The sequence below is a fragment of the Rhizobium anhuiense genome (assembly GCF_003985145.1).
Classification (GTDB): Bacteria; Pseudomonadota; Alphaproteobacteria; order Rhizobiales; family Rhizobiaceae; genus Rhizobium; species Rhizobium anhuiense.
Window position 1 is genome coordinate 191,043 of the sequence record NZ_ML133531.1, and the last position, 25,683, is coordinate 216,725.

Genomic DNA, 25,683 nt, shown 5'->3' on the forward strand with positions numbered 1-25,683 from the left:
GGAAAGGAATCATTTTGCGACGCAAAATGTCGCCCGTCCATCGTTAGCCGGTCAATGTTACAGATTGTTTTACGGCCGCCTGATTGGTCCTGACGGGCGCTTTTTCGGGCAAGTGAGCCCTTCGGGAAACAGCTTTACGCCATGATGTCGGCGCGCGACGGTTTTCATGCGCGGGTGATGTAGTCCGCGGAAATATCGCTGACCTTGGTAACGCCGAGCAACGCCATATTGCTGTGCAGTTCCGTCTTCAGGATGTCCGCCGCCTTAAGCACGCCCGGTAACCCCGCGACGGCTGCGGCATAAAGGAACGGCCTGCCCACGAACACGAAACAGGCCCCGAGCGCGAGAGCCTTCATGATATCAGTTGCACGCCTGAAACCGCCATCGACCATGACGGCAACGCTGTCTCCGACACGTGCTGCAATCTCCGGAAGCACCTGAAGCGGTGAAGCGGTGCCGTCAAGCTGGCGGCCGCCATGGTTGGAGACGATCACTCCATCCGCCCCGGTGTCGGCAGCCCGGGCCGCGTCGTCAGGATGCATGATCCCCTTGACCACAAGTTTGCCGGACCACCTGTTGCGTATCCGCTCCAAATGATTCCAGTTGAGGTGGTCGCGCCTGCCGAAATCGCGCGTGACGTTCGAGGAGATGATCGGCGCGCCTCTTGTGGCATAGGAATTTTCAAAATGCGGAATGCCGTGCCGAACGATCGTGCGCAAGAATGTGCCGGTGGTCCAACGCGGGTGCGAGATGCCCTGCCATGCCAGGCGCAGACCTGGACGCAAAGGCGTCGAAAATCCGGCCCTTACATTGTTTTCCCGATTTGGCAGCGTGGCTGTGTCCACGGTCAGCAGAAGTGTGCGCAAGCCGGCGGCGCCGACGCGATCGATCAGAGCATCGATACGATCGGGTTCGCCGGGGAGATAGGCCTGAAACCACGCTTGTGGCGAAACCGCAGCGATCTCTTCCAAGGGGATAAGTGAGGAACCGCTTATAATCATCGGGATTCCCGACTGTTCCGCTCCCCGCGCGAGCACGATGTCACCTCGATAGGCCATCAGCGCGCTGATACCCATCGGCGCGATGCCGAATGGTGCGGCATGGGTCTTGCCGAAGAGGCTCGTCTCGGTGCTGCGTTTCGAGACGTCCCGAAGGACACGAGGCCGGAAGGCATAGGCCTGGAAAGCTTCCGCGTTATGCCGCAGCGACGCATTGGTCTCGGTCGCGCCGGCGATATAACCGAACAGAGGCTTTGGCAGATGTCGCCGCGCCTTCATTTCAAAATCATCGAGGCAGAGCACGTCGCGGCAGAGCCGGGTCGATCGATCGGTGTTGCCGCTGCGGATCGTCATAGAGCTTCATCTTCTCGGTATTTCGGGCGGGCATTGTTCAGACATGGTGGTTGCAGGATTGCATACAATCCCGCACGACCAACTGCTGTCAACTCCAGCATTCCGCAGTCTTCCCACGCCGATGGGCCGCCGCAGGATCGACGTGCGGCGGCCTTGCACCTCGTCGGCGGTCGGTCCTGGCTTTTGTTCAGATCAGCTTCAGCCCCTTCAGGCTGACATGGCCGTCCTTGCCGATGATGACATGGTCGTGAACGGTGATATCGAGCGCCTTGGCGGCATCGATGATCACCTTCGTCATGTCGATGTCGGCGCGCGACGGTGTCGGGTCGCCGGAGGGGTGGTTGTGGACGAGGATCATCGCCGTTGCCGAAAGCTCCAGCGCGCGTTTCACCACCTCACGCGGATAGACCGGCGTGTGGTCGACCGTGCCGCGCCCTTGCACCTCATCGGCGATCAGCACATTGCGTTTGTCGAGAAAGAGGATGCGAAACTGTTCGCGGGTTTCGTGCGCCATGGCGGCATGGCAATACTGGATGACCGAAGACCACGAGGACAGGACCTGTTTGCTCCTGAGCTCGCTCTTCAGGGTCCGATGGGTCACAGTCGAGATCAGCTTCAGGTCGAGCGCCACGGCCTCGCCGACGCCCTTCACCTCCGTCAGCAGCGCTGCTGGCGCACCGAAGACGCCGGAAAGCGAGCCGAATCGCTCGATCAGCGCCTTGGCGATCGGCTTGGTATCACGCCGCGGGATCAGCCGGAAAAGCAAGAGCTCGAGGATTTCGTAGTCGGCAAGCGCGGTGTCGCCCAGTTCGCGGAAGCGGTCACGCAACCGCTCGCGATGACCATGATAATGTTCTTGCGCGGCGAGCGAGGCGGGCAGGGCGGTCCTGCCATTCGCCGCGGACGGCTTTTGCGGTCGTCCGCCGAAGAACGAGCGTTCGTCGGCGGCAATGGGCTCTTGCGTTGGGAAAGGCAACTCGTCGTCGGAAGATGTCGCAACAGGTCCCTTCGCCATCGGATCGTTACCCGTTGTGCGACGGCAGGCCCGGGCGGTCGAGCCCGCCCGGCGACAGCGTGAAGATCTCGCAGCCATCGGAGGTGACGCCGACCGTATGTTCGTACTGGGCCGAAAGCGAGCGGTCGCGGGTCACCGCCGTCCAGCCGTCGGCCAGCACCTTCACATGCGGTCGGCCGAGGTTGATCATCGGCTCGATGGTGAAGATCATGCCTTCGCGCAGTTCCGGCCCCTCATTGGCGCGGCCGTAATGCAGGATGTTCGGCGAATCATGGAACAGCCGGCCGACACCGTGGCCGCAGAAATCGCGCACCACCGAACAGCGCTCGGCCTCGGCATAGGTCTGGATCGCCTCGCCGATCGCGCCGGTTCGGGTGCCCGGCCTGACGGCTGATATGCCGCGCATCAGCGATTCATAGGTGACCTCGAGCAGGCGCTCGGCGGCGCGCTTGATCGTGCCAACAGGATACATCCGGCTCGAATCGCCGTGCCAGCCGTCGAGCACGAAGGTAACGTCGATATTGACGATATCGCCTTCGCGCAGCGGCTTGTCGTTCGGAATGCCATGGCAGACGACGTGATTGATCGAGGTGCAGGTCGATTTGGTATAGCCGCGATAGTTCAGCGTCGCCGGATAGGCGCCGTGCTCCAGACCGAAATCGAAGACGAATCGGTCGATCTCATCGGTCAGCATGCCAGGTTTGACGATGTCGGCAAGCGCATCGAGGCAGCGCGCGGTCAGCTGGCATGCCCTGCGCATACCCTCGAATGCTTCAGCGTCATAAAGCCGGATGGCGCCGGTATTCTTCGGCGGCGCGGAAGAGGCTTCGATATAGTTCACCATTGCAGGGCCTTAGCGGAGATTATTAGATTTGTTCATAATGCAGCTATGCCGGGTTCGTCCATCGCGATCAACTGCCAGGACGAGATTTCTGACCGGATCGGATCCGTTTGGCGTGCAGCTTTCCAAATCGGTCCGAGGCCAAATCGTTGGACCGGATGGAATATCCACAATCTTCCCAAGGGGATAGGATTGATTGCCTGAAATCTCCCCGTTACTCACCGATTGGTGACAGCGGGGAAGGGGCATTCATGCTGAACGAAGCGATTAATCTTGAGATCTTACCGGAGGCCGCCGGCGAGCCGGAACGGCGCGTGCGTGATCGCGGCGCCACCGAACGCGCCATCCTTGCCGCCGCCAAGGGTCTGCTGGCCGAGCAAGGCTTCCAGAATTTCGGCATCAACGCGGTCGCCCGCCGCGCCGGCTGCGACAAGCAGCTGATCTATCGCTACTATGGCGGCCTCGACGGCCTGGTCGAAGCGATCGGCGCCGATCTCGGCACATGGGTGAAGGATCGCATTCCGGAAGACACCGGCGGCATGTTCCTGCTCACCTATGGCGACCTGATGGAGCGGCTGTCGCTTCTTCTTCTCGATGCCTTGAGAGATGATCCGTTGATGCGCCGCATCCTCGCCTGGGAAATATCGGAAAACACCGAGCAGGTGAGGCGGCTGTCCGAAGCGCGTTCGAAGGCGCTCGCTCTCTGGCTGGAGCGCATGCGCGGCTCGCTGGCGCCGCCGAAGGGCGTGGATGCAGCAGCCGTCAACGCCGTCGTCATCGCGGCGATCCAGCACCTCGTGCTCGCTGCTGCAGCCGGCGGGCAGTGCGCCGGCCTGTCGCTGAAGACATCCAAGGATTGGGAAAAGGCGGCGACGGCGCTGAAGCGCATCGTGCGCGGCGTCTACGGTTGAGATCTGCTCATCCACAGGGGGCGGGTTTCGCGTTAACCTTAACAAATGGTTTACGTTGCGCGGGCCTGGTTAAGCCGACAGTGTGGCGGTGAGCAGAGATGGTATGAGTGAGAGTGCCCGAGTTGACGCCCATGGGAACGAAGATCGCTAAAGCCGCGTTTCTGGTGACGGCGATGATGTTTTTCGCAGTCCTGGCGCTGGATATTGCAATTCCGACGCTGGTGCTTTGCATCATGGCATTGTCAACCTGGTTGGTCTCCCTCGATCTGCCCGTCGCGCGCAAGCATGGAGGAGAGGCCGCATGAAGTGGTTTCTGATCTTCTGGGCCGGCCCCATCGTCTTTCTGGGCGGATGGTACTGGCTCTCCTATTACGACATGAATTTCGGCATCTTCATGCTGTCGCGGCAGGTCCATGACCTGACGTTCGAGCTTTACGGAAAGGCGCTCGGCATTCCGCCGGAGACGATCCCACCGCTCGTGGCCCGCGCGATCGCGGTCGACAGCCTCGTCGTCTTTGCCATCCTCGGCTTCAGAAAGCGCAAGTCGATCATCGCCTGGTGGACGGCGCGTCAAGCGCTGAATTCGTCTCCCGACCTTGCCAGCAAGGAAAGCCTGTCGAGCGCGCCCTGAAGGATGAAACTTGCCGCGGCCGAATCGATCCGTTCGGCCCGCTTGGCGCGCGAGACGTCCATTTCGAGCAGCGTCCGTTCGGCCGCGACCGTGGAAAGCCGCTCGTCCCAATAGACGAAGGGCAGCGCCGTCTTCTGCTCCATGTTGCGCACGAAGGCGCGCGTCGCCTGTACGCGCGGACCCGCCGATCCGTCCATATTCATCGGCAGGCCGATGATGAAGCCTGCGACCTTTTCCGATTGTGCAAAGTCCAGCAGCGCCTGCGCATCGATGGTGAACTTGACGCGCCGGATCACCGTGCGCGGCGTGGCGAAGCGCCGCCCGAGATCGGACATCGACAGCCCGATCGTCTTGGTGCCGAGATCGAGGCCGGCAATCGCCTGTCGCGGGGCAAGCGTCTCGGCCATTTCCTCGATCGTCAGCACCGTCATCGCCATGTCATCCCGTCAAAAGAAATTGAAGTCGCCGCCGCTTTTCTTTGCGGCCGCATAAGATATGTCCTTAGAGCATGATGTTGAAAAGCGTGAGCGCTTTTCGGACCTGTTTTTACATCACGTAATAAAGGAGACATTTCATGAAGATCACCTGGCTCGGCCATTCCGCCTTCCGCATCGAGACATCAAAGGCGAAGATCCTGCTCGACCCGTTCCTCAGCTATAACGCCTCCTTTTCCGGCCAGGATATCAAGGATGTTTCGGCAGGCGTCACCCACATCCTGCTGACCCATGGCCATGGCGATCACGTCGGCGACACCGTGGCGCTTGCCAAGGAAACCGGCGCCGTCGTTCTCGCCAATGCCGATCTCGCCGCCTGGCTCGGCTCCAAGGGTGTCGACAAGATCGAGATGGGCAATACCGGCGGCACGATCGCGCTCGGCAGCTTCTCGGCGACCTTCACCAATGCGCTGCACTCATCTGCCCAGATCACCGAAGACGGCGTCTCGCACGCGCTCGGCAACGCCAACGGCCTGATGCTGCACTTCGACGACGAAGCCTCGATCCTTGCCATGGGCGATACCGACATCTTCTCCGACATGGCGCTGATCAATGAATTGCACCAGCCCGATATCGGCCTCGTGCCGGTCGGCGACCGCTTCACCATGGGTGGCGCGGTGGCGGCACTTGCCTGCCGGCGTTATTTCAACTTCAAGACCGCGATCCCCTGCCACTATGGCACCTTCCCGATCATCGACCAGACGGCCGAAAAATTCGTTGCCGGCATGGAGGGATCGCAGACGGATGTGAAGGCGATCAAGCCCTCCGAGAGCCTGTCGATCTAGCGAAACCCCGTTGCGTAAGGCGGACATGGCCTTTATAGCGGGTAGGAAAAATCCTATCCGGAGAATGCCATGTCCGTCGATCTTGCCACCGTGAAGCGCGTCGCCCGCCTTGCCCGTATTGCCGTCTCCGAGGATGAGGCAAATCGCATGGTCGGCGAGCTGAACGGTATCCTTGGCTTCGTCGAGCAACTCTCCGAAGTGAATGTCGATGGCGTCGAGGCGATGACGTCAGTCACCCCGATGGCGATGAAGAAGCGGAGCGATGAGGTGACCGACGGCGGCAAGGCGGCCGATATCGTCGCCAATGCGCCCGTCACCGATCATAATTTTTTCCTGGTGCCGAAAGTCGTCGAATAAGGCTTCGAAGCCTCTTTCCGACCCTGTTGCCATTTCCAGATCTGAAGCGAAAACACGATGAGCGAACTCACCAGCCTGACCATTGCCGAAGCCCGCCAGAAGCTACGCGCCAAGGAAATCACCGCGACCGAACTGACCGAGGCCTATATCTCGGCGATCGATGCCGCCAATGGTCAGCTGAATGCCTATATAAAGGTCACGCCGGATCTCGCCCGCGTCATGGCGAAGAATTCCGACGCGCGCATCGCCGCCGGCAACGCAGGCGATCTCGAAGGCATCCCGCTCGGTATCAAGGATCTCTTTGCTACGGTCGGTGTGCACACCCAGGCCTGCAGCCACATTCTCGATGGTTTCGAGCCCCGTTATGAATCGACCGTGACGCAGAACCTCTGGGATGACGGCGCCGTCATGCTCGGCAAGCTTAACATGGACGAGTTCGCCATGGGCTCCTCCAACGAGACGTCGTATTACGGCGCGGTCATCAACCCCTGGCGCTCCGCGGGTTCCAACCAGCAGCTCGTGCCCGGTGGTTCCTCCGGCGGCTCGGCCGCAGCCGTCGCCGCTCATCTTTGCGCCGGCGCTACCGCGACCGATACCGGCGGCTCGATCCGCCAGCCGGCAGCCTTCACCGGCACCGTCGGCATCAAGCCGACCTATGGCCGCTGCTCGCGCTGGGGTACCGTCGCGTTCGCGTCCTCGCTCGATCAGGCGGGCCCGATCGCCCGCGACGTGCGCGACGCCGCCATCCTTTTGAAGTCGATGGCAAGCGTCGATGCCAAGGACACCACGTCGGTCGATCTGCCGGTGCCGGATTATGAAGCCGCGATCGGCCAGTCGCTGAAGGGCATGAAGATCGGTATTCCCAACGAATACCGCGTCGATGGCATGCCGGATGAGATCGAAGCCATCTGGCGCCAGGGCATCGCCTGGCTGAAGGAAGCCGGCGCCGAGATCGTCGACATCTCGCTGCCGCACACCAAATACGCCCTTCCGGCCTATTACATCGTCGCTCCCGCCGAGGCATCCTCGAACCTCGCCCGTTACGACGGCGTGCGCTACGGCCTGCGTGTCGACGGCAAGGATATCGTCGACATGTACGAGAAGACACGTGCCGCGGGCTTCGGCAAGGAAGTCAAGCGCCGCATCATGATCGGCACCTATGTGCTGTCCGCCGGCTATTACGACGCCTATTATATCCGCGCCCAGAAGGTCCGCACGCTGATCAAGCGCGATTTCGAACTCGCCTTCGACGCCGGCGTCGACGCCATCTTGACGCCGGCGACACCGTCGTCGGCATTCGGCGTCGCCGATGAGAACCTCGCCGCCGATCCGGTGAAGATGTATCTGAACGACATCTTCACCGTGACGGTCAACATGGCGGGCCTGCCCGGCATCGCCGTGCCGGCCGGCCTCGACCAGAAGGGTCTGCCGCTCGGTCTGCAGCTGATCGGCAAGCCCTTTGATGAGGAAACCCTCTTCAAGACCGCCCATATCATCGAGCAGGCGGCCGGCCGGTTTACGCCCGCCAAGTGGTGGTAACCGACTTAACGATTCGAGAGACAGAGGCGCCGATCACGAGGCGGTCGGCGCCCGGCCTTCTTTTGCTCAATAGGCCATTTTTTCATATTCGTTCCTTCGAGCAGGAACTCAGCACCCCTCTGTTGTCCGTAACCATCATTCAGTCGATCTGACGGAGGCTGGTACGATCTTGTTGGCTAACGCTGATAAGACTTGCTGTCGATGAGGAGGACGTCCCGCTCGTTGATATGTCCGTGAAGGAACTTCGTACCTTTAGGGATCAGTATCGGGCCGCAAAATCGGTGCATGTTGACCTCGCGCCAGATGCTCGAACAGTTGACGCGTGATGGGTTGGAGTTCTTGAACGGCTTGAGAGCACAGCAGAAGTCGTCGCGTCGCCCAGGCGTCAGTGAGTCTGACAAATGCGATCGGCATGGTGCGACGGCAGCGGCGCGCGGCGATTTCGGGAACAATACCGAAACCCACGCCATCCGCCGCCATCCTGCAAATGCCTTCAAAGGTTCTGAGATGCACGCGCGGCTGCAACCTGTGGCCCGCGCGCGCCGCGTGGTCATCGACATGCTGCTGAAGAGCACCTGCAAAGCCGATCTGGTCTTCGCCGAGGAGTTGAGAAAAGGCGATCCGCCTTTCCCTGGCCATGGGGTGAGTGCTCGACATGACGGCGACGAGTCGATCGACCGCAAATGGCGATGTTGTCAGCGGTGAAGTCTCGATCGCGTCGGAGACGATCCCAATCTCCGCCAGTCCGCCTGCTATTGCCTTGACGATCTCGGAACTCGGTCGCTCGGAGAGATTGACGTCGATGCGGGGATGCGCCGCCAGCCACGGTCCAAGACGGCCGGGTAGGAATTCGGCCATTGCCGCCGTATTGGCGAAGAGCCTGATCGTGGCCCGGACTCCCCGCGCATGCTCTGACAATTCCGCCTGCATCGCTGCCACCTGGTGCAAAACGAGACGGGCATGATGCGCCAAGGCTTCTCCGGCCCGCGTCGCGCTGACGCCCCGCCGCCCGCGATCCAGAAGCGATACGCCGCCGGATGCTTCCATCTCACGGAGTCGCTCGCTTGCCGCAGCCAAAGAAAGATTGGCCGCCGAAGCGCCATGCGTGATGCTGCCAGCCTCCACAACGGCGAGAAAGAGACGTAAATCTGCAAGATCGAAGCGCATGGCGCAAAGATAACACACAGTCAGGCTTCGGGAAAACCGAAGCCTAACGATGGAAGTTCCCGATTGTGGCCAAGCGTCGTATTGCTCTAAGTGGCAGCATGGAGCAGATCAATTTCACCACTGTCACAATCGCCGTCATTTTCTTTGTTGCCGGTTTCGTCAAAGGCGTCACGGGCATGGGCTTGCCCACAGTGGCCATGGGTGCACTCGGCGCGCTCCTTAATCCATTGACGGCGGCCGCGCTGCTGCTCGCGCCATCCTTCGTCACGAATGTTTGGCAGCTTCTTGCCGGTCCACGATTTGGAGCGCTTCTGCTGCGACTGTGGCCCATGATGGCGATGATCGTCATTGGCACGCTGGCCAGCTCCACCCTGCTTGCAGGCGGTAATGCCGGCCGCACCACAATGGCTCTCGGGCTCGCGCTGGTCTTCTACTCAGGCTACACGCTCCTTGCTCATCAGCACCGCGTGCCCTCCCATTGGCAGCCTTGGGCATCGCCTCTGGTTGGGCTGGCAACGGGCGTCATGACAGGTGCTACGGGCGTATTCGTCATTCCCGCCGTTCCGTATCTTCAGGCGCTCGGTTTCGAGCGGGACGAACTGGTTCAGGCATTGGGCCTATCCTTCAGCATTTCGACCATTGCGCTTGCTATCGCCCTTCTCTCCCATGGGACTCTGCCAATCAGCGCACTGACGACGTCGGTGCTTGCCGTCATCCCCGCCCTAGTTGGCATGGTGGCTGGGCAGGCGATCCGCATGGGGATCAGTCAAGATGTCTTTCGGCGTGGATTTCTCGTCTGTCTCCTGATTCTGGGACTGGAAATGGCGCTTCGGTCGCTTCTGTCGCAATGAGACCGCTTGTGGTGGCACGAGGTGGATGTCAGGAGCTGACCCAGCAAACGGCGAGATGCGATGGCCGAGAACCCGGTCATGCTGCATCTGAAGGATCTCGGGGTTCACTTCGCGACTGGAGAAGGCAGGTGACGTCTCGGATTTCGAGGCGGCGCCTGTTATAGAAAGAAGGCTTTTCGGGGAGGTCCTCATGCCGAACAATGATCTTGCGCGATTGATCGAGGCAGCTGATCGCCTCGCTGCCGGTGGGTTCACCATGGGCGCGGATTGGCAGGCGGTACACGAAATCTGCCAGCGTCACGAAGGTGAACAGCCGTTCGACTGGGGTCACGCGCTCTGCCATCGCATCGAGGGCGACGACTGGAATGCCGATTACTGGTATCGTCGCGCCGGAAAGAGACGAGGCGCCGGCTCGATGGCCGACGAGTGGTCGGCGATGCGGACGGAACTCTCTGCAAAGGCTGGAGGCTAACACCCTGACTACGCCGGTTGGAGCATAGTCAGGGTGGGTTGCCCGATTACCTGCTATTTAGTTGCGACCTGACCAGCCTCAATCCTTTTTCGGTGATCCGGTAGGGTTGGCCGCTCGAGGACTTGATGGCCCTCAGCTGCTTCAGCCTGCGGAAGAGATCGAGATCGACGCCGGGATAGAGCCAGCCATCGCGGGTGAAGCAACTGACTGCCTCGATCTTCCTGTTGTCGTCGCGAGAAATTTCGATGCGGCCGCCTTGGGCCATGAGATGCAGGATGCGCTGCTCCGTGCGAGAAATGTCCATGTGTTGAGATCCGGTATCGCGCCCGGCAGGGCGCACAAAAACGATCTGGCGTTCATTCGAACGTCAGGGCTTCGTTTTTTTCGGGCCCATGCGCGCAAGAAAACTTGCGGGCAGGGCCTTTACCGGGTCTCAGGCAGGCTCAACATAAAACACCTCGATAAGCTTTATTATTCAGCCGGGAAAATTCGGTCAAGAGCGTGCTCTCAGGTTAAAACCGGTCGAAAACCGCAATTTCCAGCCATCATCTCCTTGGAGCCACTGGTAAATTTCGCGACTCAATGGTCTAGTTGAGGGGTAACGCGGAGGTGTCGTTGATCCACATTCGCAATGCCCGCGATGGTGAAGCGGAGCTATTGAGCGAGATCGGGCTCAGGGCCTGGCAAAATGCGATGGCGTCGATCGGCGAATCGGACGCGATGATCGATGCAGCGCGCAACGCCTTTCGGAACTTCGTGGAAAACGACTGGCTGACCATCACCGTCGTCGAGCAGAACGGCCAGGTCGCAGGCTGGGCGGCGCGCGAGCGATTGGACGAAACCATCTCAGATTTCTGGATCGATCCTGCCTTCACCCGCCAGGGGCTTGGTTCGGCGCTTCTCGTCCGCATCGAAAAGGAAATCTCCGATCAGGGCTTCGAGAGGGCGGCGATGCAGACCCATTCCGGCAATAGCGAGGCGATCGGCTTCTTCCGGAAACACGGCTACAGCATCCACTGGCTCTCGGTCGCCTATAATCCGAAGCTCGATCGCGATGTGCCCTCGGTCGGACTGACAAAACAGCTCGTTTCCGATGGCGGCGGATACGGGCAGGAATTCTGACGTTTGAAAGGTGCTGCAGGAGGCGGAGGATTGCTTACGGCCGCCGGGCGTGGTTCTCGGCTCATAGCGGGCTATTCGGACGTCACGCAAAAATTGTTGCCTTCGGGATCATTCAATACGCTGTAGGCATCCGTGTCGCGGACGAATGTCGCCCCGAGGGATAGGAGCCGTTCCACTTCTTTTTGCCGGTCCGGAGCGGCGATATCGAGATGAACACGGTTGCGGGCGGTACGCTCTCCCTGGCGAAGGTGGAAGCAGAGGCGTGTTCCGGGACCATCGACCATCACCGTCGGATCCGTTTCCCGTGTCAGCCCCAATGCGGCAAGGCGGGCCAGCTCGGCATCGTCATAAGGCATCACTTCGTAGCCATCGAGCGCCGCCGCCCAGAAACGAGCAACTCGCCAGGGATTGTCGCAGTCGATGACGATTTCTTTCAGCCTTGCCATGACGCTTCTAAAACTTACCGGATCGACGCTCGGAGACGCGCTCAGCGATCGCCCCGCCGATGGCCGGCAGCAATGCGAAAAGCATGAGCTGTGGTGTTCCCTGCAACGTCAACAGGCCGGAAATGGTGAGCGCGAGCAGCAACCCTGCCAGCGTCCCGACCAGATAGGGCAGATAACCCTTCAATAGCGCCTCCCTATCGCGATGGCCAAAATCCAAGCGCATTTGGACTGAAGATAGAGATCACTATGGTATCGACAACTGGGGCGGTCAGAATTCGTGTCGATCGCTCGGCTTATGCCGATGTCGCCGTCCGTGGTGCAGACGGCCTCTCGCCCCAGACAGAAGCCGCCGACAGCAACTCTTGCACAAGGGAAAGCCTTGCACCGCTACGCCATTTCCGTTACCTCACCAGTGGAAAAGAACAGCCTGCAAAGAGTATCAGATGACCCTTGTCGACGTCCGCACGCCTGATCCGAAACGCTTCATCCCCGGCGCCACCGGCGACTGGGAAGTCATCGTCGGCATGGAAGTCCATGCCCAGGTGCTGTCCAATTCGAAGCTCTTCTCCGGCGCCTCGACGGAATTCGGCAAGCCGCAAAATTCGAACGTCTCGCTGGTCGACGCCGCGATGCCCGGCATGCTGCCCGTCATCAACGAGGAATGCGTCAAGCAGGCGGTGCGCACCGGCCTCGGCCTGAAGGCCGAGATCAACAAGCGCTCGGTCTTCGACCGCAAGAACTATTTCTATCCCGACCTGCCGCAAGGCTATCAGATCTCGCAGTTCAAGGATCCGATCGTCGGCGAGGGTAAGATCGTCATTTCGCTTGGGCCGGACCGCCAGGGCCAGTTCGAGGATATCGAGATCGGCATCGAGCGCCTGCATCTGGAACAGGATGCCGGCAAGTCGATGCATGACCAGCATGCGACCATGTCCTATGTCGACCTGAACCGTTCCGGCGTTGCGCTGATGGAGATCGTCTCCAAGCCCGACATGCGCTCGTCCGACGAGGCCAAGGCCTATATGACCAAGCTGCGCTCGATCGTGCGTTATCTCGGCACCTGCGACGGCAACATGGACGAAGGTTCGATGCGCGCCGACGTCAACGTCTCGGTCCGCCGTCCGGGCGAGGGTTTCGGCACGCGCTGCGAAATCAAGAACGTCAACTCCATCCGCTTCATCGGCCAGGCGATCGAATATGAAGCCCGACGCCAGATCGGCATTCTGGAGGAGGGCGGCACGATCGATCAGGAGACCCGCCTCTTCGACCCGAACAAAGGCGAGACGCGCTCCATGCGCTCCAAGGAGGATGCGCACGACTATCGTTACTTCCCCGATCCAGACCTGCTGCCGCTCGAATTCGACGATGCCTTCATCAAGGCGCTCGAAGCCGATCTTCCCGAGCTGCCCGACGACAAGAAGGAGCGCTTCGTGCGCGAGCTCGGCCTGTCGATCTATGACGCTTCGGTGCTCGTCTCCGAGAAGGCGATTGCCGATTATTTCGAAGCGGTCGCCGCAGGCCGTGACGGCAAGACGGCGGCAAACTGGGTGATCAACGATCTGCTCGGCGCCTTGAACCGCACCGGCAAGGATATCGAGCAGACGCCGGTTTCGCCGGCCCAACTCGGCGCCATCATCGATCTCATCAAGGCGGGAACCATCTCCGGCAAGATCGCCAAGGATCTCTTCGAGATCGTGCTCATCGAAGGCGGCGATCCCGCCGAGATCGTCGAGACGCGCGGCATGAAGCAGGTGACGGATACCGGCGCGATCGAGAAGGCCGTTGACGAGATCATCGCCGCCAATCCCGATCAGGTCGAAAAGGTCAAGGCGAAGCCGACCATGGCGGCATGGTTCGTCGGCCAGGTAATGAAGGCGACCGGTGGCAAAGCCAATCCGCAGGCTGTCCAGGCCCTCGTCAAGGCGAAGCTCGGCATCGAGGAATAAGCGGTGTACTTCGTCCGCACCGCCGGCGAACGCGACGTGGAAAAGGTGCGCGCCCTGCTGGCGGAGAGCTTTCATGCTACCTATGACGACCTCCATGGCGCAGCCAAGGTGGATGATCTCATCGCCCATCTCTTTGCGGCGGCGGCGCTGAAGGCGCGGCTGGCGCGAAAGGATGCCGAATTCCTCGTTGCCGATGACGGCCGCAATATTGGCGGCATGGGTTATGCGGCAATGTCGCAGCAATTGACGAAGACGGTCATGCTGCATCTCCTCTACGTCAGGCCGGCGCTGCAGCGCCAAGGTATCGGCCGCGATATCTTCGCCGAGCTCGAAACCTGTTTTCCGGATGCGGAGATCATGCGTCTCGAAGTCGAACCGCAGAATGCAGCGGCGATCGCCTTCTATCTCACGCACGGCTTCACCGAGGTCGGCCGCAACGAGAACAGTGGGGCCGGGCAATCCGGCATTCCCGCGCTGATCTTCGAAAAACCGCTCGAAGGGCATTGAGGCCGTGGCGGGGGAATTGCCCGACATACTCATTCGTCAGGCGCGCAAAGAGGATCTGCCGGCGCTCGTGGCAATCTTTGCCGCCGATGCGCTCGGCGGTCATGGCGATACCACGGAAGCTGAAGCCTTCCCGGATTATGCCAGGGCCTTTGCCGCAATCGAAGCTTCGCCAGACCAGATGCTTTACGTTGCAGAGCGCGGCGGTGAGGTGGTTGGCACGTTCCAGACGATGGTGACGACGTCGCTGACCAGCCGTGGCTCCTCGGCGATGATTATCGAGGCGGTGCAGACGCGGGCCGATCTGCGCGGGCAGGGGATCGGTGCCGCGATGATCGAATTCGCCATTGCCGAGGCAAAAGGCCGCGGCATGCGGCTGGTGCAGCTGACCTCGAATGCCCTGCGTAGGGATGCCCACCGTTTCTACGAAAGGCTGGGCTTCAGGGCCTCGCATCTGGGCTTCAAGATGGCTTTGAAATGACCCGTGGCTGTCGTGGAATCGCTGGACAATTCGGCTTCGCGACGGCATAAGCGAGGGAATGAATTCTGGTTTGGCCCGCACCCGGCGGGCACAAGGAAAAGACATGTGGAATCTTCTGGTTCAAACCTTCACCTGGTGGAACAGTCAGACGATGGGCACGCGTTTTGCGACCTGGCGTTTTGGCAAGCGTGTCGGCGAGGATGAATTCGGTAACGTCTATTACGAAGGCGGCATGTCTTCCTACGGTCTGCCGAAGCGCTGGGTGATCTACAAGGGTTATGCCGAAGCCTCCGCCATTCCGCCGGGCTGGCATGGCTGGATGCATCATCGCACCGACGTTCCCCCGTCCAAGGAAAACTACGTCGCCAAGGAATGGCAGAAGGGGCATCGCCCCAACCTAACCGGTTCGCCGCAGGCTTACCGTCCGCCGGGCTCCATCGCCGTTCCGGGTGAGCGGCCGCGCGTCACCGGCGATTACGACGCCTGGACGCCCGGCAACTGAGACGGCTCGAACGGGCAATTCCAGGCCCGGCTTTTGGCCACAATTGACCTTTACCCGCAGGTTGGCCGCGCTTGACCGCGGCCGTGAACTGAAAATGTCTGGAGACGGGTACATGAAGCTCTTCACGCGGAACATGGTGCTGCGTGCCGCGGGATCGCTGCTGGCGCTCTCGGCCCTGCTTCCGCCAGTTGCGGCAAATGCCGCACGCATCGAAAATCCGGTTGCCGTCTTCTCCGGCCTCGACAAGATTACCGGCCGCATCACGACCTTCGACGTCTATGTCAACGAGACGGTGCAGTTCGGCGCGCTGCAAGTGACACCGAAGGCCTGTTATTCGCGCGACCAGGCCGAAGCGCAGAAGATCGACGGTTTTGTTGAGGTCGATGAAATCACCCTCGACCGCAAGATCCGCCGCATTTTCACCGGCTGGATGTTCGCCGCCAGCCCCGGCCTCAATGCCGTCGAGCACCCGATCTACGACGTCTGGCTGAAGGACTGCAAGACGAGCTCGGACGTCCCGGCGCCTGACGGCGCCAAGGCGACAGCCCGCTAACGCGACCTGACGGCCGCGTTATGCTGTGGGTGTCTTGTTCCTCTTGAAAAGACCCTTGGCAAAGCGAAGCGCACCGGCGAGCACGATGAAGACGAGAACGCCGGCCTTCTTGAAGAAGGCGAGGGCGAGTGCCAGCAATCCTACCTTCGCGGCAATCTTGGCGCCCGCGCCCGCAGCGATCATTCCCGCCATCCCATAGGCCGCGATCTTGTCGCCCTCGACATAGTCGCCATAAGCCATTCCCTTGTCGAACTGTACGAGCTTGGTGACGGTCGGAATGACGCCTTCGATCTCTTTCAACTGATCGAGGCCGGCGACGAAGTTGAATTGAAATACGCCCTGGCGGCCGAACACACGCACGGAATAATTCAGCGTGTGCTGCGGCTGCGTGTCGTCGCCAAAGATCAGATCCCGAGCCCAGTGCATCGCATGCGCAGATTGGTCGTAGTGCGGCGTGGAGGCCCAGCCGACAAGCGTGATCTTCGGAAACCCCTGCTTTTCGCGTTCGGCGTTGTTTTCGCGGATCGCGTCTTTGATGTTCTGCAGCAATTCGTCGTAGTTGGTCGTGGCGGCATCGGCGTCGGAAACATAGCCGTCAGCATTGTATTCGACGGTGGAACCCCAGGCCTCGATATCGGTCGGCGCATATTTTGCCGGGAAGATCATCCCCATCGTTCCCGCCGCCGCCGGCGGGTTTCCCCAGATATCGACCAGCACCGTCTTCGCGTCGGCAGGGCTGAGATAGTAGAAGTCGGCGGGTACGTTCAGCGTTGCCTTGGCTTCAGGCAGCTTGATCACGCCCTGCTGAAAATCGAGCTTCTCCAGCAATGGCTTTTCTGCGTCGGAAAAATCGCTCCTGTTCGCAAACATCTCTTGGTAAGGGCGTGCGCCGGCCTGACTCGTCAACAAGGCGAAAAGGATCGCGGCTGCAAAATATCGTTTCAAAATTCTATCCCCCGTTGCATTCCGGAGCCTAGCCAAACCAGGTGGAAAATCAACGTTTGGATGAATCAATCGGGCTTAAAACTTGAGGTGCGGCGACTCCATCGCCGTCGCAAGCATCACGGCATAATCGGCCTTCGGAACGTCGATCGCTCCGAACGTCTTCAGGTGCTCGGTGGTGAATTGCGTGTCGAGCAGGGTGAAGCCCCTTTCCCGTAGCCGGTCGACCAGATGCACGAGGCAGATCTTCGAGGCATCCGTGCGGCGCGAAAACATGCTTTCGCCGAAGAAGGCCGAGCCGAGGGAGACACCGTAGAGACCGCCGACCAGTTCGTCGCCATCCCAGGCTTCGACGGTATGGGCATGGCCCATGTCGAAGAGCGTCGCGTAAAGTGATCGAATCGTCTTGTTGATCCAGGTACTCGGGCGCCCGGATGTCTCCTCCGCGCAAGCCGCGATCACCTGATCGAAAGCGTGATCGAAACGGATCTCGAAGGGTTTCCTGCGCACCGTCTTGGCAAGACTCTTCGACACATGGAAATGGTCGAGCGGCAGCACGCCGCGCAGCTCCGGTTCGACCCAGAAGATCTCCGGGTCGTCGGCGGATTCGGCCATCGGGAAGAGGCCGATGGAATAGGCGCGCAGGAGAATGTCAGGGGTGATGCCTGGTGACTTCCTGCGCGATCCTGCCATTCCTGCCCTATGCCGCCGGTGTGTTGGCGAGGTAGTGTTCCAGCCAGTGGATGTCGTAGTCGCCGTTGGCGATATCCTGGTTGGAGACGAGATCCTGGAACAACGGCAGCGTCGTATTGATGCCGTCGACAACAAATTCGTCGAGCGCCCGGCGCAGGCGCATCATGCATTCAACACGGGTGCGGCCGTGCACGATCAGCTTGCCGATGAGGCTGTCGTAATAGGGCGGGATCTTGTAGCCCTGATAGGCACCGGAATCGATGCGCACACCGAGGCCGCCCGGCGCGTGGAAATGGGTGATCGTGCCGGGCGAGGGCACGAAGGTGCGCGGGTGCTCGGCATTGATGCGGCATTCGATGGCGTGACCGGAAAAATGCACTTCGTCCTGCGTCACCGAGAGACCGCCGCCGGAAGCGACACGGATCTGCTCATGCACCAGGTCGATGCCGGTGATCGCTTCGGTGATCGGATGCTCCACCTGCAAACGGGTGTTCATTTCGATGAAATAGAACTCGCCATTCTCGTAAAGGAATTCGATCGTGCCGGCGCCGCGATATTTCAGCTTCTTCATGGCGTCGGCGCAGATCTGGCCGATTTTCATGCGCTGCTCGACGTTGAGTGCCGGCGAATTCGCCTCTTCCCAAACCTTCTGGTGGCGGCGCTGCAGCGAGCAGTCGCGCTCGCCGAGATGGATGGCATTGCCTTCGCCGTCACCGAACACCTGGATTTCGATGTGGCGCGGCTTGCCGAGATATTTTTCCATGTAGACGGCATCGTTGCCGAAGGCGGCTGCCGCTTCCGTGCGCGCCGTCGACCAGGCTTCGATCAGGTCGGCCTCGCTCTTGGCGACCTTCATGCCGCGTCCGCCACCGCCGGCGGTGGCCTTGATCAGCACGGGATAGCCGATTTCGGCGGCCGTCTTCAGCGCGTCCTCTTCGGTCTTCACTTCGCCGTCCGAGCCCGGAACGACGGGAATGCCGAGTTCGAGCGCCGTCGTCTTGGCGGTGATCTTGTCGCCCATGATGCGGATATGGTCCGCCGTCGGCCCGATGAAGGTGATGCCATGGGCATCGAGGATATCGGCGAACTTGGCGTTCTCCGACAGAAAGCCGTAACCCGGATGCACGGCATCGGCGCCGGTGATCTCGCAGGCGGCGACGATCTGGTGGATGTTGAGATAGCTCTCGCGCGAGGAGGGCGGGCCGATGCAGACACTTTCGTCGGCAAGGCGCACATGCATGGCATCGGCGTCGGCAGTGGAATGAACCACGACGCAGGCGATGCCGAGCTCCTTGCAGGCCCGGAGCACGCGAAGGGCGATTTCCCCGCGATTGGCGATGAGGATTTTCGAAATCATGGGCATCGGCCTATTCGATGACCACGAGGGCTTGGCCGTATTCGACGGGATGTCCGTCATCGACGAGGATCTCGGTCACCTTGCCGGACTTCGGCGAGGGGATTTGGTTCATCGTCTTCATTGCTTCGATGATGATGAGCGTCTGGCCTTCCTTGACGGTCGCGCCGACCTCGATGAACGGACGCGCGCCCGGAGCCGGCGCCATGTAGACGGTGCCGACCATCGGAGCATTGACGACGTTGGCGGGGTTACGGGCGGGCGCTGCGGCCGGCGCGGCAGCGGCTGCCGGCGCAGCGGCTGCGGCATAGCTGGGTGCTGCGATCGGCGCCTGGACGTATTGCGGCGTACCGGCGCGCGAAACGCGGATGCGCAGGTCGTCCTGCTCGACCTCGATCTCTGTCAGATCCGTATCGTTGAGAATATTGGCGAGATCGCGGATCAGTGCCTGATCGATACCCGATTTCTTTTCAGCCATGGTGTTGCCCTGTCTTCTTCTTATGCCGTGATGTTCTTCAGCGCGTGGAGCGCCAGGATGTAGCTGTGAGTCCCGAAGCCGCAGATCACGCCCTTGCATGCCGGCGCGATCATCGACTTGTGACGGAATTCTTCCCGTGCATGCACGTTGGATATGTGGAGCTCGATGACGGGAATGGAAATGGCGCGGATCGCATCATGCAGCGCGACCGATGTATGCGTATAGGCGCCCGCGTTGATGGCAACGCCGGCGGCCTTTTCATCTGCCTCGTGGAGCCAGTCCACAAGCGTGCCTTCGTGGTTGCTCTGCCGGAAATCGATATCAAACCCGAACTCGCGGCCGGCGGCCTTGCAGTCGGCTTCGATGTCCTTCAGCGTCTTGCCGCCATAAATGCCGGGCTCTCGTTTACCCAGCATGTTCAGGTTGGGGCCGTTCAGGACGAAAATCGTTTGCGTCATCGAATGTTCCGTAAAATGTACGACGGCAACCTATAGACTCCGCGAAGGCTGAATGAAAGCCCTTACGGGTTGGCCAGCGGGAATCACGCCACATTTGTCCACATGGCTGAAACGCTTCGATTTTGGCGATTTGATGGGCGGCCGACCGGCGGCTGGTTTGCTCAGCAGGCAGTCTTGCCGCAACTGCGCATGTTCTTGACCTTGGCTTCGAGATCGTCGAGCCCGACGGCGCCCGGCACCAGTTCGTTGCCGATCACATAGGAGGGCGTGCCGCTGATGCCGAGGCTGGAGGCGAGCTGGTAGGTCGCCTGGACGATGCCGTCATTCGGGCTCTTTGCCATCTCGGCGCGGATCTTGTCCTCGCTGACGCCGAGCGAAGCGGCGACCGCGATCGCTGTTTCGTCGGAAGCGCGGCCCTCGGTGCCGAGAAGGGCGACATGGAAATCGGCATATTTCTCCGGCGCCAGCTTGCGGAAGGCATCGGCTACCTTGTGGGCGGCGACCGAATCCGGTCCGAGGATCGGAAACTCCTTGAGCACGAAGCGGACGTTCTTGTCCTTCTTCAGCATCGCCTGCATGTCGGGAAGTGCGTGCCGGCAATAGCTGCAATTGTAATCGAAGAATTCGACGACGGTGACATCGCCCTTGGGATTGCCGAGCGTGACGTCGTTCTTCGAATCGAAGATGTCGGCGGTGTTCTCTTCGATCGCCATATTGGCCTTCACCAGCCGCTGGGCTTCCTGCTTTTTCTGCAGCGCATCCTGGACTTCGATCATGATCTCGGGATTCTCGATCAGATATTGCTTGATGAATTCGCCGAACTCCTTCTTCTGCTGGTCGTCGAGCGCCGCCGCCGGAAGCGGAAGGGCGATCGATGCGGCAAGCGCCAGTGCGGTGAAGGTTTTCGGGAAGAATGCCATGATATCCTCGTCAGCGGCGGTGTGGCCGTCTCTTTGTCGAGAAGACCGTCGTCGGGTTAATGGACTTGAATGCGTCGCGTCAAGGTACGGCGCGTCCGGTTCTCATCAAACAGGAATTTTTCATCCCCGCGCGGCCCTCGCGGGATTGTGATGAGCCGATTAATACGGCAATTGTCGGGCCGTCATTGAAGAAGCCGAGTGAGAAGCGATCTTGTTTTCCATATCGAAACGCAGCGAAGTCGAGCCTTTTCACGCTATGGACGTTCTGGCGGAGGCGACGAAACGGCGTGCAAGAGGTCATCCCGTGATTTCGATGGCGGTCGGTCAGCCCTCGCATCCGGCGCCTCAGGCAGCCCTCGAGGCGGCGCGCGCCGCACTTTCTGACGGCCGGATCGGTTATACCGATGCGTTGGGGACGGCGCGGTTGAAATCCGCACTTGCCTGGCACTATAGGGATCGCCACGGACTGGAGATCGATCCCGCGCGCATTGCCATCACCACCGGCTCCTCGGCGGGCTTCAATCTGGCCTTCCTGTCGCTCTTCGATGCCGGCGATGCGGTGGCGATCGCAAGGCCCGGTTATCCCGCCTATCGCAACATTCTCGGCGCGCTGGGTCTGAAGGTTCTCGAAGTGCCTGTCACGGCCGAGACCCACTTTACGCTCACCCCTGAGAGCCTGGAAGTGGCGCAGAAGGAAAGCGGCCTGACGCTGAAAGGCGTGCTGCTTGCAAGCCCCGCCAACCCGACCGGCACGGTGACCGGCCGCGAGGGGCTGAAGGCGCTTTCGGATTATTGCGCCGCCCATTCCATCGCCTTCATCTCTGATGAAATCTATCACGGGCTGACCTTTGCCGGCGAGGAGGCGAGCGCGCTGGAGCTGACAGACGAGGCGATCGTCATCAATTCCTTCTCCAAATATTATTGCATGACCGGCTGGCGGATAGGCTGGATGGTGCTGCCGGAACGGCTGGTGCGGCCGATAGAGCGGGTGGCGCAGAGCCTTTATATTTCCCCGCCCGAGCTCTCCCAGATCGCCGCCACCGCCGCTCTCGGCGCCGGTGCCGAGCTGGATCGTTACAAGGCGAGCTATGCCGCCAACCGCGAGCTGCTGATGCGGCGCCTGCCGCAGATCGGCCTTTCGATCGCCTCGCCGATGGACGGCGCCTTCTACGCCTACCTCGACGTCACCCGCTTTTCCAATGACAGCATGGGCTTTGCCAAACGCATGCTCGCGGAAATCGACGTCGCGGCAACGCCCGGCCTTGACTTCGATCCCCTGGAAGGAAATCGAACCCTGCGTCTATCCTATGCGGGCTCGGAAGCCGAGATCGCCGAGGCGGTGGAACGAATCGCAGCCTGGTTGAAGTAGCGCGCCGGCAGCCGGCTGCTCGCTCTCCTATCGGCTAGCTTCGCGATGAAAACAGCGAGGCGAGCGTCGAAGCCGGTTTGTTGTTCAGCCGCGGCACCACCACGAGCTGCTTGATGTCGCCGCGCTTGTAGGCGGCGAGGAAGCGCTTGTAATCCTTGAACGAGACGCAGCCGTTGGAATCGCCGTTCCTGCCGAGCATGTAGGTGTGGGCCAGCAGGCCGACGCGGTCAAAGATGGCGTCCGAACCCTCGACCGGCGTCAGGCGCAGCGCCTCGACGCCGTGGAAAAGGGCTTCGCGCATGGTGAGGACATAGGTGTGCGGCGGTGTCGGTCCGCGCATCTTCTTGTCCACGTAGCGCGGGTTGTCGCGCATCTTGCCGAGGCCGGAATGGGCTTCCAGCCGTTCGCCGTTCGGCAGATAGACGGTGCTGTTCTCGATGTCGTAGATCGCCACGCCTGCGCGCAGTTTGGGCGAAAAGACCGGCTTGTCGTAACGCGGCACGGCATCGTCTTCGTCATCTTCGATCGGCGAGTTCGGCTGGGCGTAGGCAAGTGCCGGCTCGCCAGCGCGCTGCGAACCCTTGGCGGTCGGCGCCGGTTTGCCGACGAGGCCATCGGGACGCGCCATCGGCAGCGGCACGGAACCTTCATCCGGGGCCAGGACGAGATCGAAGGGCGGCGCTTCTTCCGCGGCGGCAACCACGACAGGTGCGGGTTCTGAGGCGGGAATGGAGGCGGTTCTGACGGGAGATGCGGCCGGCTCGACCGGGGCCGGCGCGATCTGCCGGGGTCCGGCATCGGCAAGCGCAAGCAGGGCCGGGACTTCGGCTGCGGCGATGGCCTCTTTCGAGGGAATAATGATCCGGTCGCTATCGCCTGCTTCTGGCTTTACCGAGGCAAGCTCGAGCGGCGGCGGCGCGATCACATCATCCTTGCGGAATTTGGCGCTGTCGGAAATCGCGGCGACGACCGGTTGCTCGGCAGCTATGGTGAGCCGATTGTTCTTTGTCAGAGCGGCCAGCGCCGTTGCCGCGGCGGCGGTCTTTTCGGCATGGGATTGGATGAGGCTCGCCGTTAGCGGCATCTTCGGTTTCGCGTCAAAGGGAGCCAGCCGATCGGCCTTGCCGACATGAATCAGCCGCTCATGGTGTGACGGCGGCGCCAGCTTCGGCGCGGTCCCGACCTGTGTCAGGCGATCAGACGGAGAATAGGGCACGGCCATCGAATGCATCGTCGCGAAAGTCGCGATCAGCCATGTGGAGGTCAGAAATCCGGCGCCGACGACACCGCAAAGAAAACCGCGAGATCTGCGCCAACGGAAAGCAGATCCGCCAAGAGGGGTGACGTTATCGAACGTCCCGACCGCAAACGCCATACTACACTCGTCTTTCAAACTCGCTACGCAGGCCGGCGGCACTGACTGACTAAACTTCGCCGGGGCCGGTAAAGGCGCAAATGGGCCGAATTTAGACCAGTTGCGACATCCGACTGTTTCGCAAGGATGACGAATTATGGTTTCTAATTTATTTACGCGGCGTCGCTCTTTCTCTCGACGTCTCACAAAGAGATGCTTTGGGCCTTCTCAGGCGCGCTCCATCACATAACTTCCCGGCGCTTCCTCGATCGCGTTCAACGCGTCGCCGCCGGGTTTGCGCGCCGGCACGCGTCTGCCGTCATGCGTCTCGATCCAGGCCTGCCAATGCGGCCACCACGATCCCGGCGTCTCGGTCGCCTGGTCGAGCCAGGTCTCGTAGTCGCCCTTGGCGGGGCCGCCGGTCCAATATTGATACTTCTTCTTGTCGGGCGGGTTGACGACGCCCGCGATGTGTCCCGAGCCGGTGACGACGAACTCCACTTTGCCGCCGAAGAACTGGCTGCCGAGGAAGACGGACTTGGCAGGCGCGATGTGATCCTCGCGGGTGGCGAGATTATAGATCGGGATCTTCACGTCCCTGAGCGACACCGGCTTGCCGTCGAGGATCATCTCGTTTCGCGTCAGCGCATTCCGGAGATAGCAGTTGCGTAGGTAGAAGGCATGGTTTGCCGCTGCCATGCGGGTCGAATCGGCGTTCCAGAACAAGAGGTCGAAGGGCAGGGGATCCTGGCCCTTCAGGTAGTTGTTGACAAAATAGGGCCAGATCAGCTCGGAGGCGCGCAGCATGTTGAAGGCCATCGACATCTTCGTGCCGTCGAGATAGCCGGCCGCCTGCATATGCTCTTCGAGCGCCGTAAGCTGCTCCTCGTCGACGAAAACCTTGAGATCGCCGGCATGGGTGAAGTCGACCTGGGTGGTGAAGAGGGTCGCGGTCTTGATGCGCTTGTTCTTTTCCTTGGCATGCAGCGCCAGTGTCGCCGCCAGCAGCGTGCCGCCGACGCAGTAACCGACGGCGTTGACGTCTTTCTCGCCGGTCGCCTTCTCGATTGTCGCAAGCGCGAAATCGATGCCCTCGCGGGCATAGGCCGCCCAGTCCTTATCGGCGTGGCGCGCATCCGGATTGACCCAGGAAATGACGAAGACGGTCTGACCCTGGTCGACGCACCATTTGATGAAGGATTTCTGCGGGTTGAGGTCGAGAATATAGAATTTGTTGATCCAGGGCGGGCAGATCAGCAGCGGCCGCTTCAGCACCGTTTCGGTCGAAGCCTCGTACTGGATGATCTGGCAGATGTCGTTCTGGGCGATCACCTTGCCTGGTGTCAGCGCCATGTCGCGGCCAACGGCAAATTTCGTCATGTCGGTCTGGCGAAGGCGAAGATCGCCATGTCCGGCGGCGATATCCTCGGCGAGCATTTTCATTCCCCGCACCAGATTGGCGCCGCTGGTGGCGATCGTCTCGCGGTAGAGCTGCGGATTGGTGGCGACGAAGTTGGTCGGCGATAGCGCAGCCGTAATCTGCTTCACATAGAATCCGGCCTTGTGCTTGGTGTGCTCGTCGAGGCCGTCGGTCTCCGACACCAGCTTTTCCGCCCAGTCTGATGTGACGAAATAGACCTGGCGGAGAAAATCGAAGAACGGATTCTTCTGCCAGTCCTCGTCCGAGAAGCGCTTGTCCTTGCGGGTATCCGGCTCCGGCGGCGTGGGGCCGCCCTGCAGGCCGCTCGCGCCTTGCATGCGCTGCATCGATCGCATCCAGATACCGAAGAACGAGGACATCAGCTGGGTCTGCGCCTCGAAGGTCCGGCGCGGATCGGAAATCCAGTATTCGGTGACCTTGGAGAGCGTCTTGACCATGTCGGTCATCGGATCGATGGCGCTTTCGGTGATCTCGCCGCGTTCGCGCGGCGCAAGCCAGGCAGACGCTGCCTGTCCGAGATTTTCGAGCGCCCGGGCGAAATTCATCGCCATGGCCTCGGGATCCTTCAGCAGATAGGGATCGAGATCGGTCGCGTCGATACCGGCCTTGCCGCCACTCTCCTTCTTGCTGTCGGTCACCATTTCCTCCGGCGGCAGCACTCTTTTTATCCAATCGTTGTACATCGTGATTGAACGAGAAAACAAG

31 protein-coding genes are annotated in these 25,683 nt (G+C 60.9%); 15 read left to right on the forward strand and 16 right to left on the reverse strand.

Going from position 1 to position 25,683, the window contains the following annotated elements; all coding sequences use genetic code 11:
- Positions 1 to 164: 164 nt before the first annotated feature.
- The 3 genes from EEQ99_RS24245 to map form a co-directional block, all read right to left on the reverse strand.
- Positions 165 to 1,352: an alpha-hydroxy acid oxidase gene (locus tag EEQ99_RS24245; protein WP_097543849.1), complete on the reverse strand. Its 1,188-nt coding sequence runs from the start codon at positions 1,350 to 1,352 to the stop codon at positions 165 to 167.
- Between the two features lie 187 nt (positions 1,353 to 1,539).
- Positions 1,540 to 2,367 (reverse strand): RadC family protein, encoded by an 828-nt coding sequence (radC, locus tag EEQ99_RS24250; RefSeq protein WP_063475468.1) that lies wholly within the window; start codon positions 2,365 to 2,367, stop codon positions 1,540 to 1,542.
- A 7-nt stretch (positions 2,368 to 2,374) separates the two neighbouring features.
- A complete protein-coding gene (gene map / locus EEQ99_RS24255) occupies positions 2,375 to 3,211 on the reverse strand; it encodes a type I methionyl aminopeptidase (RefSeq protein WP_097543901.1) in 837 nt (278 codons plus the stop codon).
- 248 nt (positions 3,212 to 3,459) lie between these two features.
- On the opposite strand from map, the gene EEQ99_RS24260 reads away from it, so the two are divergent.
- From EEQ99_RS24260 to EEQ99_RS24265, 3 genes are all read left to right on the forward strand, one after another.
- Complete coding sequence (locus EEQ99_RS24260) at positions 3,460 to 4,119, forward strand: TetR/AcrR family transcriptional regulator (protein ID WP_097543902.1); 660 nt, start codon at positions 3,460 to 3,462, stop codon at positions 4,117 to 4,119.
- 131 nt (positions 4,120 to 4,250) lie between these two features.
- Entirely contained in the window at positions 4,251 to 4,424 is a 174-nt protein-coding gene (locus EEQ99_RS34735; protein ID WP_003539039.1) for a hypothetical protein, read from the forward strand.
- Positions 4,421 to 4,750, forward strand: coding sequence for a DUF6105 family protein (locus EEQ99_RS24265; RefSeq protein ID WP_063475471.1), 330 nt, complete (start codon positions 4,421 to 4,423; stop codon positions 4,748 to 4,750). The genes EEQ99_RS34735 and EEQ99_RS24265 overlap by 4 nt, the downstream gene beginning before the upstream one ends.
- On the opposite strand, the gene ruvX is transcribed toward EEQ99_RS24265, so the two are convergent.
- Positions 4,690 to 5,181, reverse strand: a complete 492-nt coding sequence (ruvX, locus tag EEQ99_RS24270; protein ID WP_063475658.1) for a Holliday junction resolvase RuvX — start codon at positions 5,179 to 5,181, stop codon at positions 4,690 to 4,692. The two genes, EEQ99_RS24265 and ruvX, sit on opposite strands and share 61 nt — an antisense overlap.
- 143 nt (positions 5,182 to 5,324) lie before the next feature.
- Here ruvX and EEQ99_RS24275 point away from each other — a divergent pair, with 143 nt between their 5' ends.
- From EEQ99_RS24275 to gatA, 3 genes are all read left to right on the forward strand, one after another.
- Positions 5,325 to 6,029 carry a metal-dependent hydrolase gene (locus tag EEQ99_RS24275; protein WP_063475472.1) on the forward strand — a complete coding sequence of 235 codons (705 nt, stop codon included), beginning with the start codon at positions 5,325 to 5,327 and terminating at the stop codon, positions 6,027 to 6,029.
- 69 nt (positions 6,030 to 6,098) lie between these two features.
- Complete coding sequence (gene gatC / locus EEQ99_RS24280) at positions 6,099 to 6,386, forward strand: Asp-tRNA(Asn)/Glu-tRNA(Gln) amidotransferase subunit GatC (protein WP_047614828.1); 288 nt, start codon at positions 6,099 to 6,101, stop codon at positions 6,384 to 6,386.
- A 57-nt stretch (positions 6,387 to 6,443) separates the two neighbouring features.
- Positions 6,444 to 7,925, forward strand: a complete 1,482-nt coding sequence (gatA, locus tag EEQ99_RS24285) for an Asp-tRNA(Asn)/Glu-tRNA(Gln) amidotransferase subunit GatA (protein ID WP_127431215.1) — start codon at positions 6,444 to 6,446, stop codon at positions 7,923 to 7,925.
- A 252-nt stretch (positions 7,926 to 8,177) separates the two neighbouring features.
- Here gatA and EEQ99_RS24290 read toward each other — a convergent pair whose 3' ends face one another.
- Positions 8,178 to 9,092, reverse strand: coding sequence for a LysR family transcriptional regulator (locus EEQ99_RS24290; protein WP_097594603.1), 915 nt, complete (start codon positions 9,090 to 9,092; stop codon positions 8,178 to 8,180).
- 98 nt (positions 9,093 to 9,190) lie between these two features.
- On the opposite strand from EEQ99_RS24290, the gene EEQ99_RS24295 reads away from it, so the two are divergent.
- Together EEQ99_RS24295 and EEQ99_RS24300 are read left to right on the forward strand one after the other, a co-directional pair.
- On the forward strand, positions 9,191 to 9,943 hold the full coding sequence (locus tag EEQ99_RS24295; RefSeq protein ID WP_127431220.1) for a sulfite exporter TauE/SafE family protein: 753 nt from the start codon (positions 9,191 to 9,193) through the stop codon (positions 9,941 to 9,943).
- 190 nt (positions 9,944 to 10,133) lie between these two features.
- Positions 10,134 to 10,415, forward strand: coding sequence for a hypothetical protein (locus EEQ99_RS24300; protein WP_047614833.1), 282 nt, complete (start codon positions 10,134 to 10,136; stop codon positions 10,413 to 10,415).
- Positions 10,416 to 10,461: 46 nt separating this feature from the next.
- On the opposite strand, the gene EEQ99_RS24305 is transcribed toward EEQ99_RS24300, so the two are convergent.
- Entirely contained in the window at positions 10,462 to 10,719 is a 258-nt protein-coding gene (locus EEQ99_RS24305; protein ID WP_127431216.1) for a YjhX family toxin, read from the reverse strand.
- 311 nt (positions 10,720 to 11,030) lie between these two features.
- Here EEQ99_RS24305 and EEQ99_RS24310 point away from each other — a divergent pair, with 311 nt between their 5' ends.
- On the forward strand, positions 11,031 to 11,537 hold the full coding sequence (locus EEQ99_RS24310; RefSeq protein ID WP_063475476.1) for a GNAT family N-acetyltransferase: 507 nt from the start codon (positions 11,031 to 11,033) through the stop codon (positions 11,535 to 11,537).
- 71 nt (positions 11,538 to 11,608) lie between these two features.
- On the opposite strand, the gene EEQ99_RS24315 is transcribed toward EEQ99_RS24310, so the two are convergent.
- Both EEQ99_RS24315 and EEQ99_RS34740 read right to left on the reverse strand, forming a co-directional pair.
- A complete protein-coding gene (locus EEQ99_RS24315; RefSeq protein ID WP_063475477.1) occupies positions 11,609 to 11,983 on the reverse strand; it encodes a VOC family protein in 375 nt (124 codons plus the stop codon).
- A gap of 7 nt (positions 11,984 to 11,990) precedes the next feature.
- Entirely contained in the window at positions 11,991 to 12,167 is a 177-nt protein-coding gene (locus EEQ99_RS34740) for a hypothetical protein (RefSeq protein ID WP_164735965.1), read from the reverse strand.
- Between the two features lie 259 nt (positions 12,168 to 12,426).
- Between EEQ99_RS34740 and gatB the strand changes: the two genes are divergently transcribed.
- From gatB to EEQ99_RS24340, 5 genes are all read left to right on the forward strand, one after another.
- A complete protein-coding gene (gene gatB / locus EEQ99_RS24320; RefSeq protein ID WP_063475478.1) occupies positions 12,427 to 13,929 on the forward strand; it encodes an Asp-tRNA(Asn)/Glu-tRNA(Gln) amidotransferase subunit GatB in 1,503 nt (500 codons plus the stop codon).
- Positions 13,930 to 13,932: 3 nt separating this feature from the next.
- Positions 13,933 to 14,436 carry a GNAT family N-acetyltransferase gene (locus tag EEQ99_RS24325; protein WP_047614841.1) on the forward strand — a complete coding sequence of 168 codons (504 nt, stop codon included), beginning with the start codon at positions 13,933 to 13,935 and terminating at the stop codon, positions 14,434 to 14,436.
- A 4-nt stretch (positions 14,437 to 14,440) separates the two neighbouring features.
- The gene (locus EEQ99_RS24330) at positions 14,441 to 14,914 is read left to right on the forward strand and encodes a GNAT family N-acetyltransferase (protein ID WP_063475479.1); all 474 of its coding nucleotides are present in this window, start codon (positions 14,441 to 14,443) and stop codon (positions 14,912 to 14,914) included.
- A gap of 103 nt (positions 14,915 to 15,017) precedes the next feature.
- The gene (locus EEQ99_RS24335) at positions 15,018 to 15,416 is read left to right on the forward strand and encodes an NADH:ubiquinone oxidoreductase subunit NDUFA12 (RefSeq protein WP_047614845.1); all 399 of its coding nucleotides are present in this window, start codon (positions 15,018 to 15,020) and stop codon (positions 15,414 to 15,416) included.
- Between the two features lie 112 nt (positions 15,417 to 15,528).
- Positions 15,529 to 15,969 carry a DUF2155 domain-containing protein gene (locus EEQ99_RS24340; RefSeq protein ID WP_047614847.1) on the forward strand — a complete coding sequence of 147 codons (441 nt, stop codon included), beginning with the start codon at positions 15,529 to 15,531 and terminating at the stop codon, positions 15,967 to 15,969.
- Between the two features lie 18 nt (positions 15,970 to 15,987).
- On the opposite strand, the gene EEQ99_RS24345 is transcribed toward EEQ99_RS24340, so the two are convergent.
- The 6 genes from EEQ99_RS24345 to EEQ99_RS24370 form a co-directional block, all read right to left on the reverse strand.
- On the reverse strand, positions 15,988 to 16,914 hold the full coding sequence (locus tag EEQ99_RS24345) for a DUF2167 domain-containing protein (RefSeq protein WP_127431217.1): 927 nt from the start codon (positions 16,912 to 16,914) through the stop codon (positions 15,988 to 15,990).
- Between the two features lie 75 nt (positions 16,915 to 16,989).
- Positions 16,990 to 17,604, reverse strand: a complete 615-nt coding sequence (gene aat, locus EEQ99_RS24350) for a leucyl/phenylalanyl-tRNA--protein transferase (protein ID WP_047614850.1) — start codon at positions 17,602 to 17,604, stop codon at positions 16,990 to 16,992.
- 7 nt (positions 17,605 to 17,611) lie between these two features.
- Positions 17,612 to 18,967 (reverse strand): acetyl-CoA carboxylase biotin carboxylase subunit, encoded by a 1,356-nt coding sequence (accC, locus tag EEQ99_RS24355; protein ID WP_174824496.1) that lies wholly within the window; start codon positions 18,965 to 18,967, stop codon positions 17,612 to 17,614.
- A 4-nt stretch (positions 18,968 to 18,971) separates the two neighbouring features.
- On the reverse strand, positions 18,972 to 19,436 hold the full coding sequence (gene accB / locus EEQ99_RS24360; RefSeq protein WP_063475482.1) for an acetyl-CoA carboxylase biotin carboxyl carrier protein: 465 nt from the start codon (positions 19,434 to 19,436) through the stop codon (positions 18,972 to 18,974).
- A 20-nt stretch (positions 19,437 to 19,456) separates the two neighbouring features.
- On the reverse strand, positions 19,457 to 19,894 hold the full coding sequence (gene aroQ / locus EEQ99_RS24365) for a type II 3-dehydroquinate dehydratase (protein ID WP_047615706.1): 438 nt from the start codon (positions 19,892 to 19,894) through the stop codon (positions 19,457 to 19,459).
- A gap of 161 nt (positions 19,895 to 20,055) precedes the next feature.
- Complete coding sequence (locus tag EEQ99_RS24370; protein WP_047615707.1) at positions 20,056 to 20,814, reverse strand: DsbA family protein; 759 nt, start codon at positions 20,812 to 20,814, stop codon at positions 20,056 to 20,058.
- A gap of 211 nt (positions 20,815 to 21,025) precedes the next feature.
- Between EEQ99_RS24370 and EEQ99_RS24375 the strand changes: the two genes are divergently transcribed.
- Positions 21,026 to 22,183 (forward strand): pyridoxal phosphate-dependent aminotransferase, encoded by a 1,158-nt coding sequence (locus EEQ99_RS24375; RefSeq protein ID WP_063475483.1) that lies wholly within the window; start codon positions 21,026 to 21,028, stop codon positions 22,181 to 22,183.
- A gap of 34 nt (positions 22,184 to 22,217) precedes the next feature.
- Here the strand turns inward: EEQ99_RS24375 and EEQ99_RS24380 are convergent, their stop codons facing one another.
- Both EEQ99_RS24380 and EEQ99_RS24385 read right to left on the reverse strand, forming a co-directional pair.
- Entirely contained in the window at positions 22,218 to 23,558 is a 1,341-nt protein-coding gene (locus EEQ99_RS24380; protein ID WP_063475484.1) for a DUF2778 domain-containing protein, read from the reverse strand.
- 207 nt (positions 23,559 to 23,765) lie between these two features.
- Positions 23,766 to 25,619 (reverse strand): PHA/PHB synthase family protein, encoded by a 1,854-nt coding sequence (locus EEQ99_RS24385; RefSeq protein WP_373289141.1) that lies wholly within the window; start codon positions 25,617 to 25,619, stop codon positions 23,766 to 23,768.
- Between the last annotated feature and the right edge of the window lie 64 nt (positions 25,620 to 25,683).

What these genes read in the sequence shown, in the direction of transcription:
- EEQ99_RS24245 (WP_097543849.1), bottom strand. Translation starts at nt 1,352, where the DNA reads ATGACGATCCGCAGCGGCAACACCGATCGATCGACCCGGCTCTGCCGC.
- radC (WP_063475468.1), bottom strand. Translation starts at nt 2,367, where the DNA reads ATGGCGAAGGGACCTGTTGCGACATCTTCCGACGACGAGTTGCCTTTC.
- map (WP_097543901.1), bottom strand. Translation starts at nt 3,211, where the DNA reads ATGGTGAACTATATCGAAGCCTCTTCCGCGCCGCCGAAGAATACCGGC.
- EEQ99_RS24260 (WP_097543902.1), top strand. Translation starts at nt 3,460, where the DNA reads ATGCTGAACGAAGCGATTAATCTTGAGATCTTACCGGAGGCCGCCGGC.
- EEQ99_RS34735 (WP_003539039.1), top strand. Translation starts at nt 4,251, where the DNA reads ATGGGAACGAAGATCGCTAAAGCCGCGTTTCTGGTGACGGCGATGATG.
- EEQ99_RS24265 (WP_063475471.1), top strand. Translation starts at nt 4,421, where the DNA reads ATGAAGTGGTTTCTGATCTTCTGGGCCGGCCCCATCGTCTTTCTGGGC.
- ruvX (WP_063475658.1), bottom strand. Translation starts at nt 5,181, where the DNA reads ATGACGGTGCTGACGATCGAGGAAATGGCCGAGACGCTTGCCCCGCGA.
- EEQ99_RS24275 (WP_063475472.1), top strand. Translation starts at nt 5,325, where the DNA reads ATGAAGATCACCTGGCTCGGCCATTCCGCCTTCCGCATCGAGACATCA.
- gatC (WP_047614828.1), top strand. Translation starts at nt 6,099, where the DNA reads ATGTCCGTCGATCTTGCCACCGTGAAGCGCGTCGCCCGCCTTGCCCGT.
- gatA (WP_127431215.1), top strand. Translation starts at nt 6,444, where the DNA reads ATGAGCGAACTCACCAGCCTGACCATTGCCGAAGCCCGCCAGAAGCTA.
- EEQ99_RS24290 (WP_097594603.1), bottom strand. Translation starts at nt 9,092, where the DNA reads ATGCGCTTCGATCTTGCAGATTTACGTCTCTTTCTCGCCGTTGTGGAG.
- EEQ99_RS24295 (WP_127431220.1), top strand. Translation starts at nt 9,191, where the DNA reads ATGGAGCAGATCAATTTCACCACTGTCACAATCGCCGTCATTTTCTTT.
- EEQ99_RS24300 (WP_047614833.1), top strand. Translation starts at nt 10,134, where the DNA reads ATGCCGAACAATGATCTTGCGCGATTGATCGAGGCAGCTGATCGCCTC.
- EEQ99_RS24305 (WP_127431216.1), bottom strand. Translation starts at nt 10,719, where the DNA reads ATGGACATTTCTCGCACGGAGCAGCGCATCCTGCATCTCATGGCCCAA.
- EEQ99_RS24315 (WP_063475477.1), bottom strand. Translation starts at nt 11,983, where the DNA reads ATGGCAAGGCTGAAAGAAATCGTCATCGACTGCGACAATCCCTGGCGA.
- gatB (WP_063475478.1), top strand. Translation starts at nt 12,427, where the DNA reads ATGACCCTTGTCGACGTCCGCACGCCTGATCCGAAACGCTTCATCCCC.
- EEQ99_RS24335 (WP_047614845.1), top strand. Translation starts at nt 15,018, where the DNA reads ATGTGGAATCTTCTGGTTCAAACCTTCACCTGGTGGAACAGTCAGACG.
- EEQ99_RS24340 (WP_047614847.1), top strand. Translation starts at nt 15,529, where the DNA reads ATGAAGCTCTTCACGCGGAACATGGTGCTGCGTGCCGCGGGATCGCTG.
- aat (WP_047614850.1), bottom strand. Translation starts at nt 17,604, where the DNA reads ATGGCAGGATCGCGCAGGAAGTCACCAGGCATCACCCCTGACATTCTC.
- accC (WP_174824496.1), bottom strand. Translation starts at nt 18,967, where the DNA reads ATGCCCATGATTTCGAAAATCCTCATCGCCAATCGCGGGGAAATCGCC.
- accB (WP_063475482.1), bottom strand. Translation starts at nt 19,436, where the DNA reads ATGGCTGAAAAGAAATCGGGTATCGATCAGGCACTGATCCGCGATCTC.
- aroQ (WP_047615706.1), bottom strand. Translation starts at nt 19,894, where the DNA reads ATGACGCAAACGATTTTCGTCCTGAACGGCCCCAACCTGAACATGCTG.
- EEQ99_RS24370 (WP_047615707.1), bottom strand. Translation starts at nt 20,814, where the DNA reads ATGGCATTCTTCCCGAAAACCTTCACCGCACTGGCGCTTGCCGCATCG.
- EEQ99_RS24380 (WP_063475484.1), bottom strand. Translation starts at nt 23,558, where the DNA reads ATGGCGTTTGCGGTCGGGACGTTCGATAACGTCACCCCTCTTGGCGGA.
- EEQ99_RS24385 (WP_373289141.1), bottom strand. Translation starts at nt 25,619, where the DNA reads ATGGTGACCGACAGCAAGAAGGAGAGTGGCGGCAAGGCCGGTATCGAC.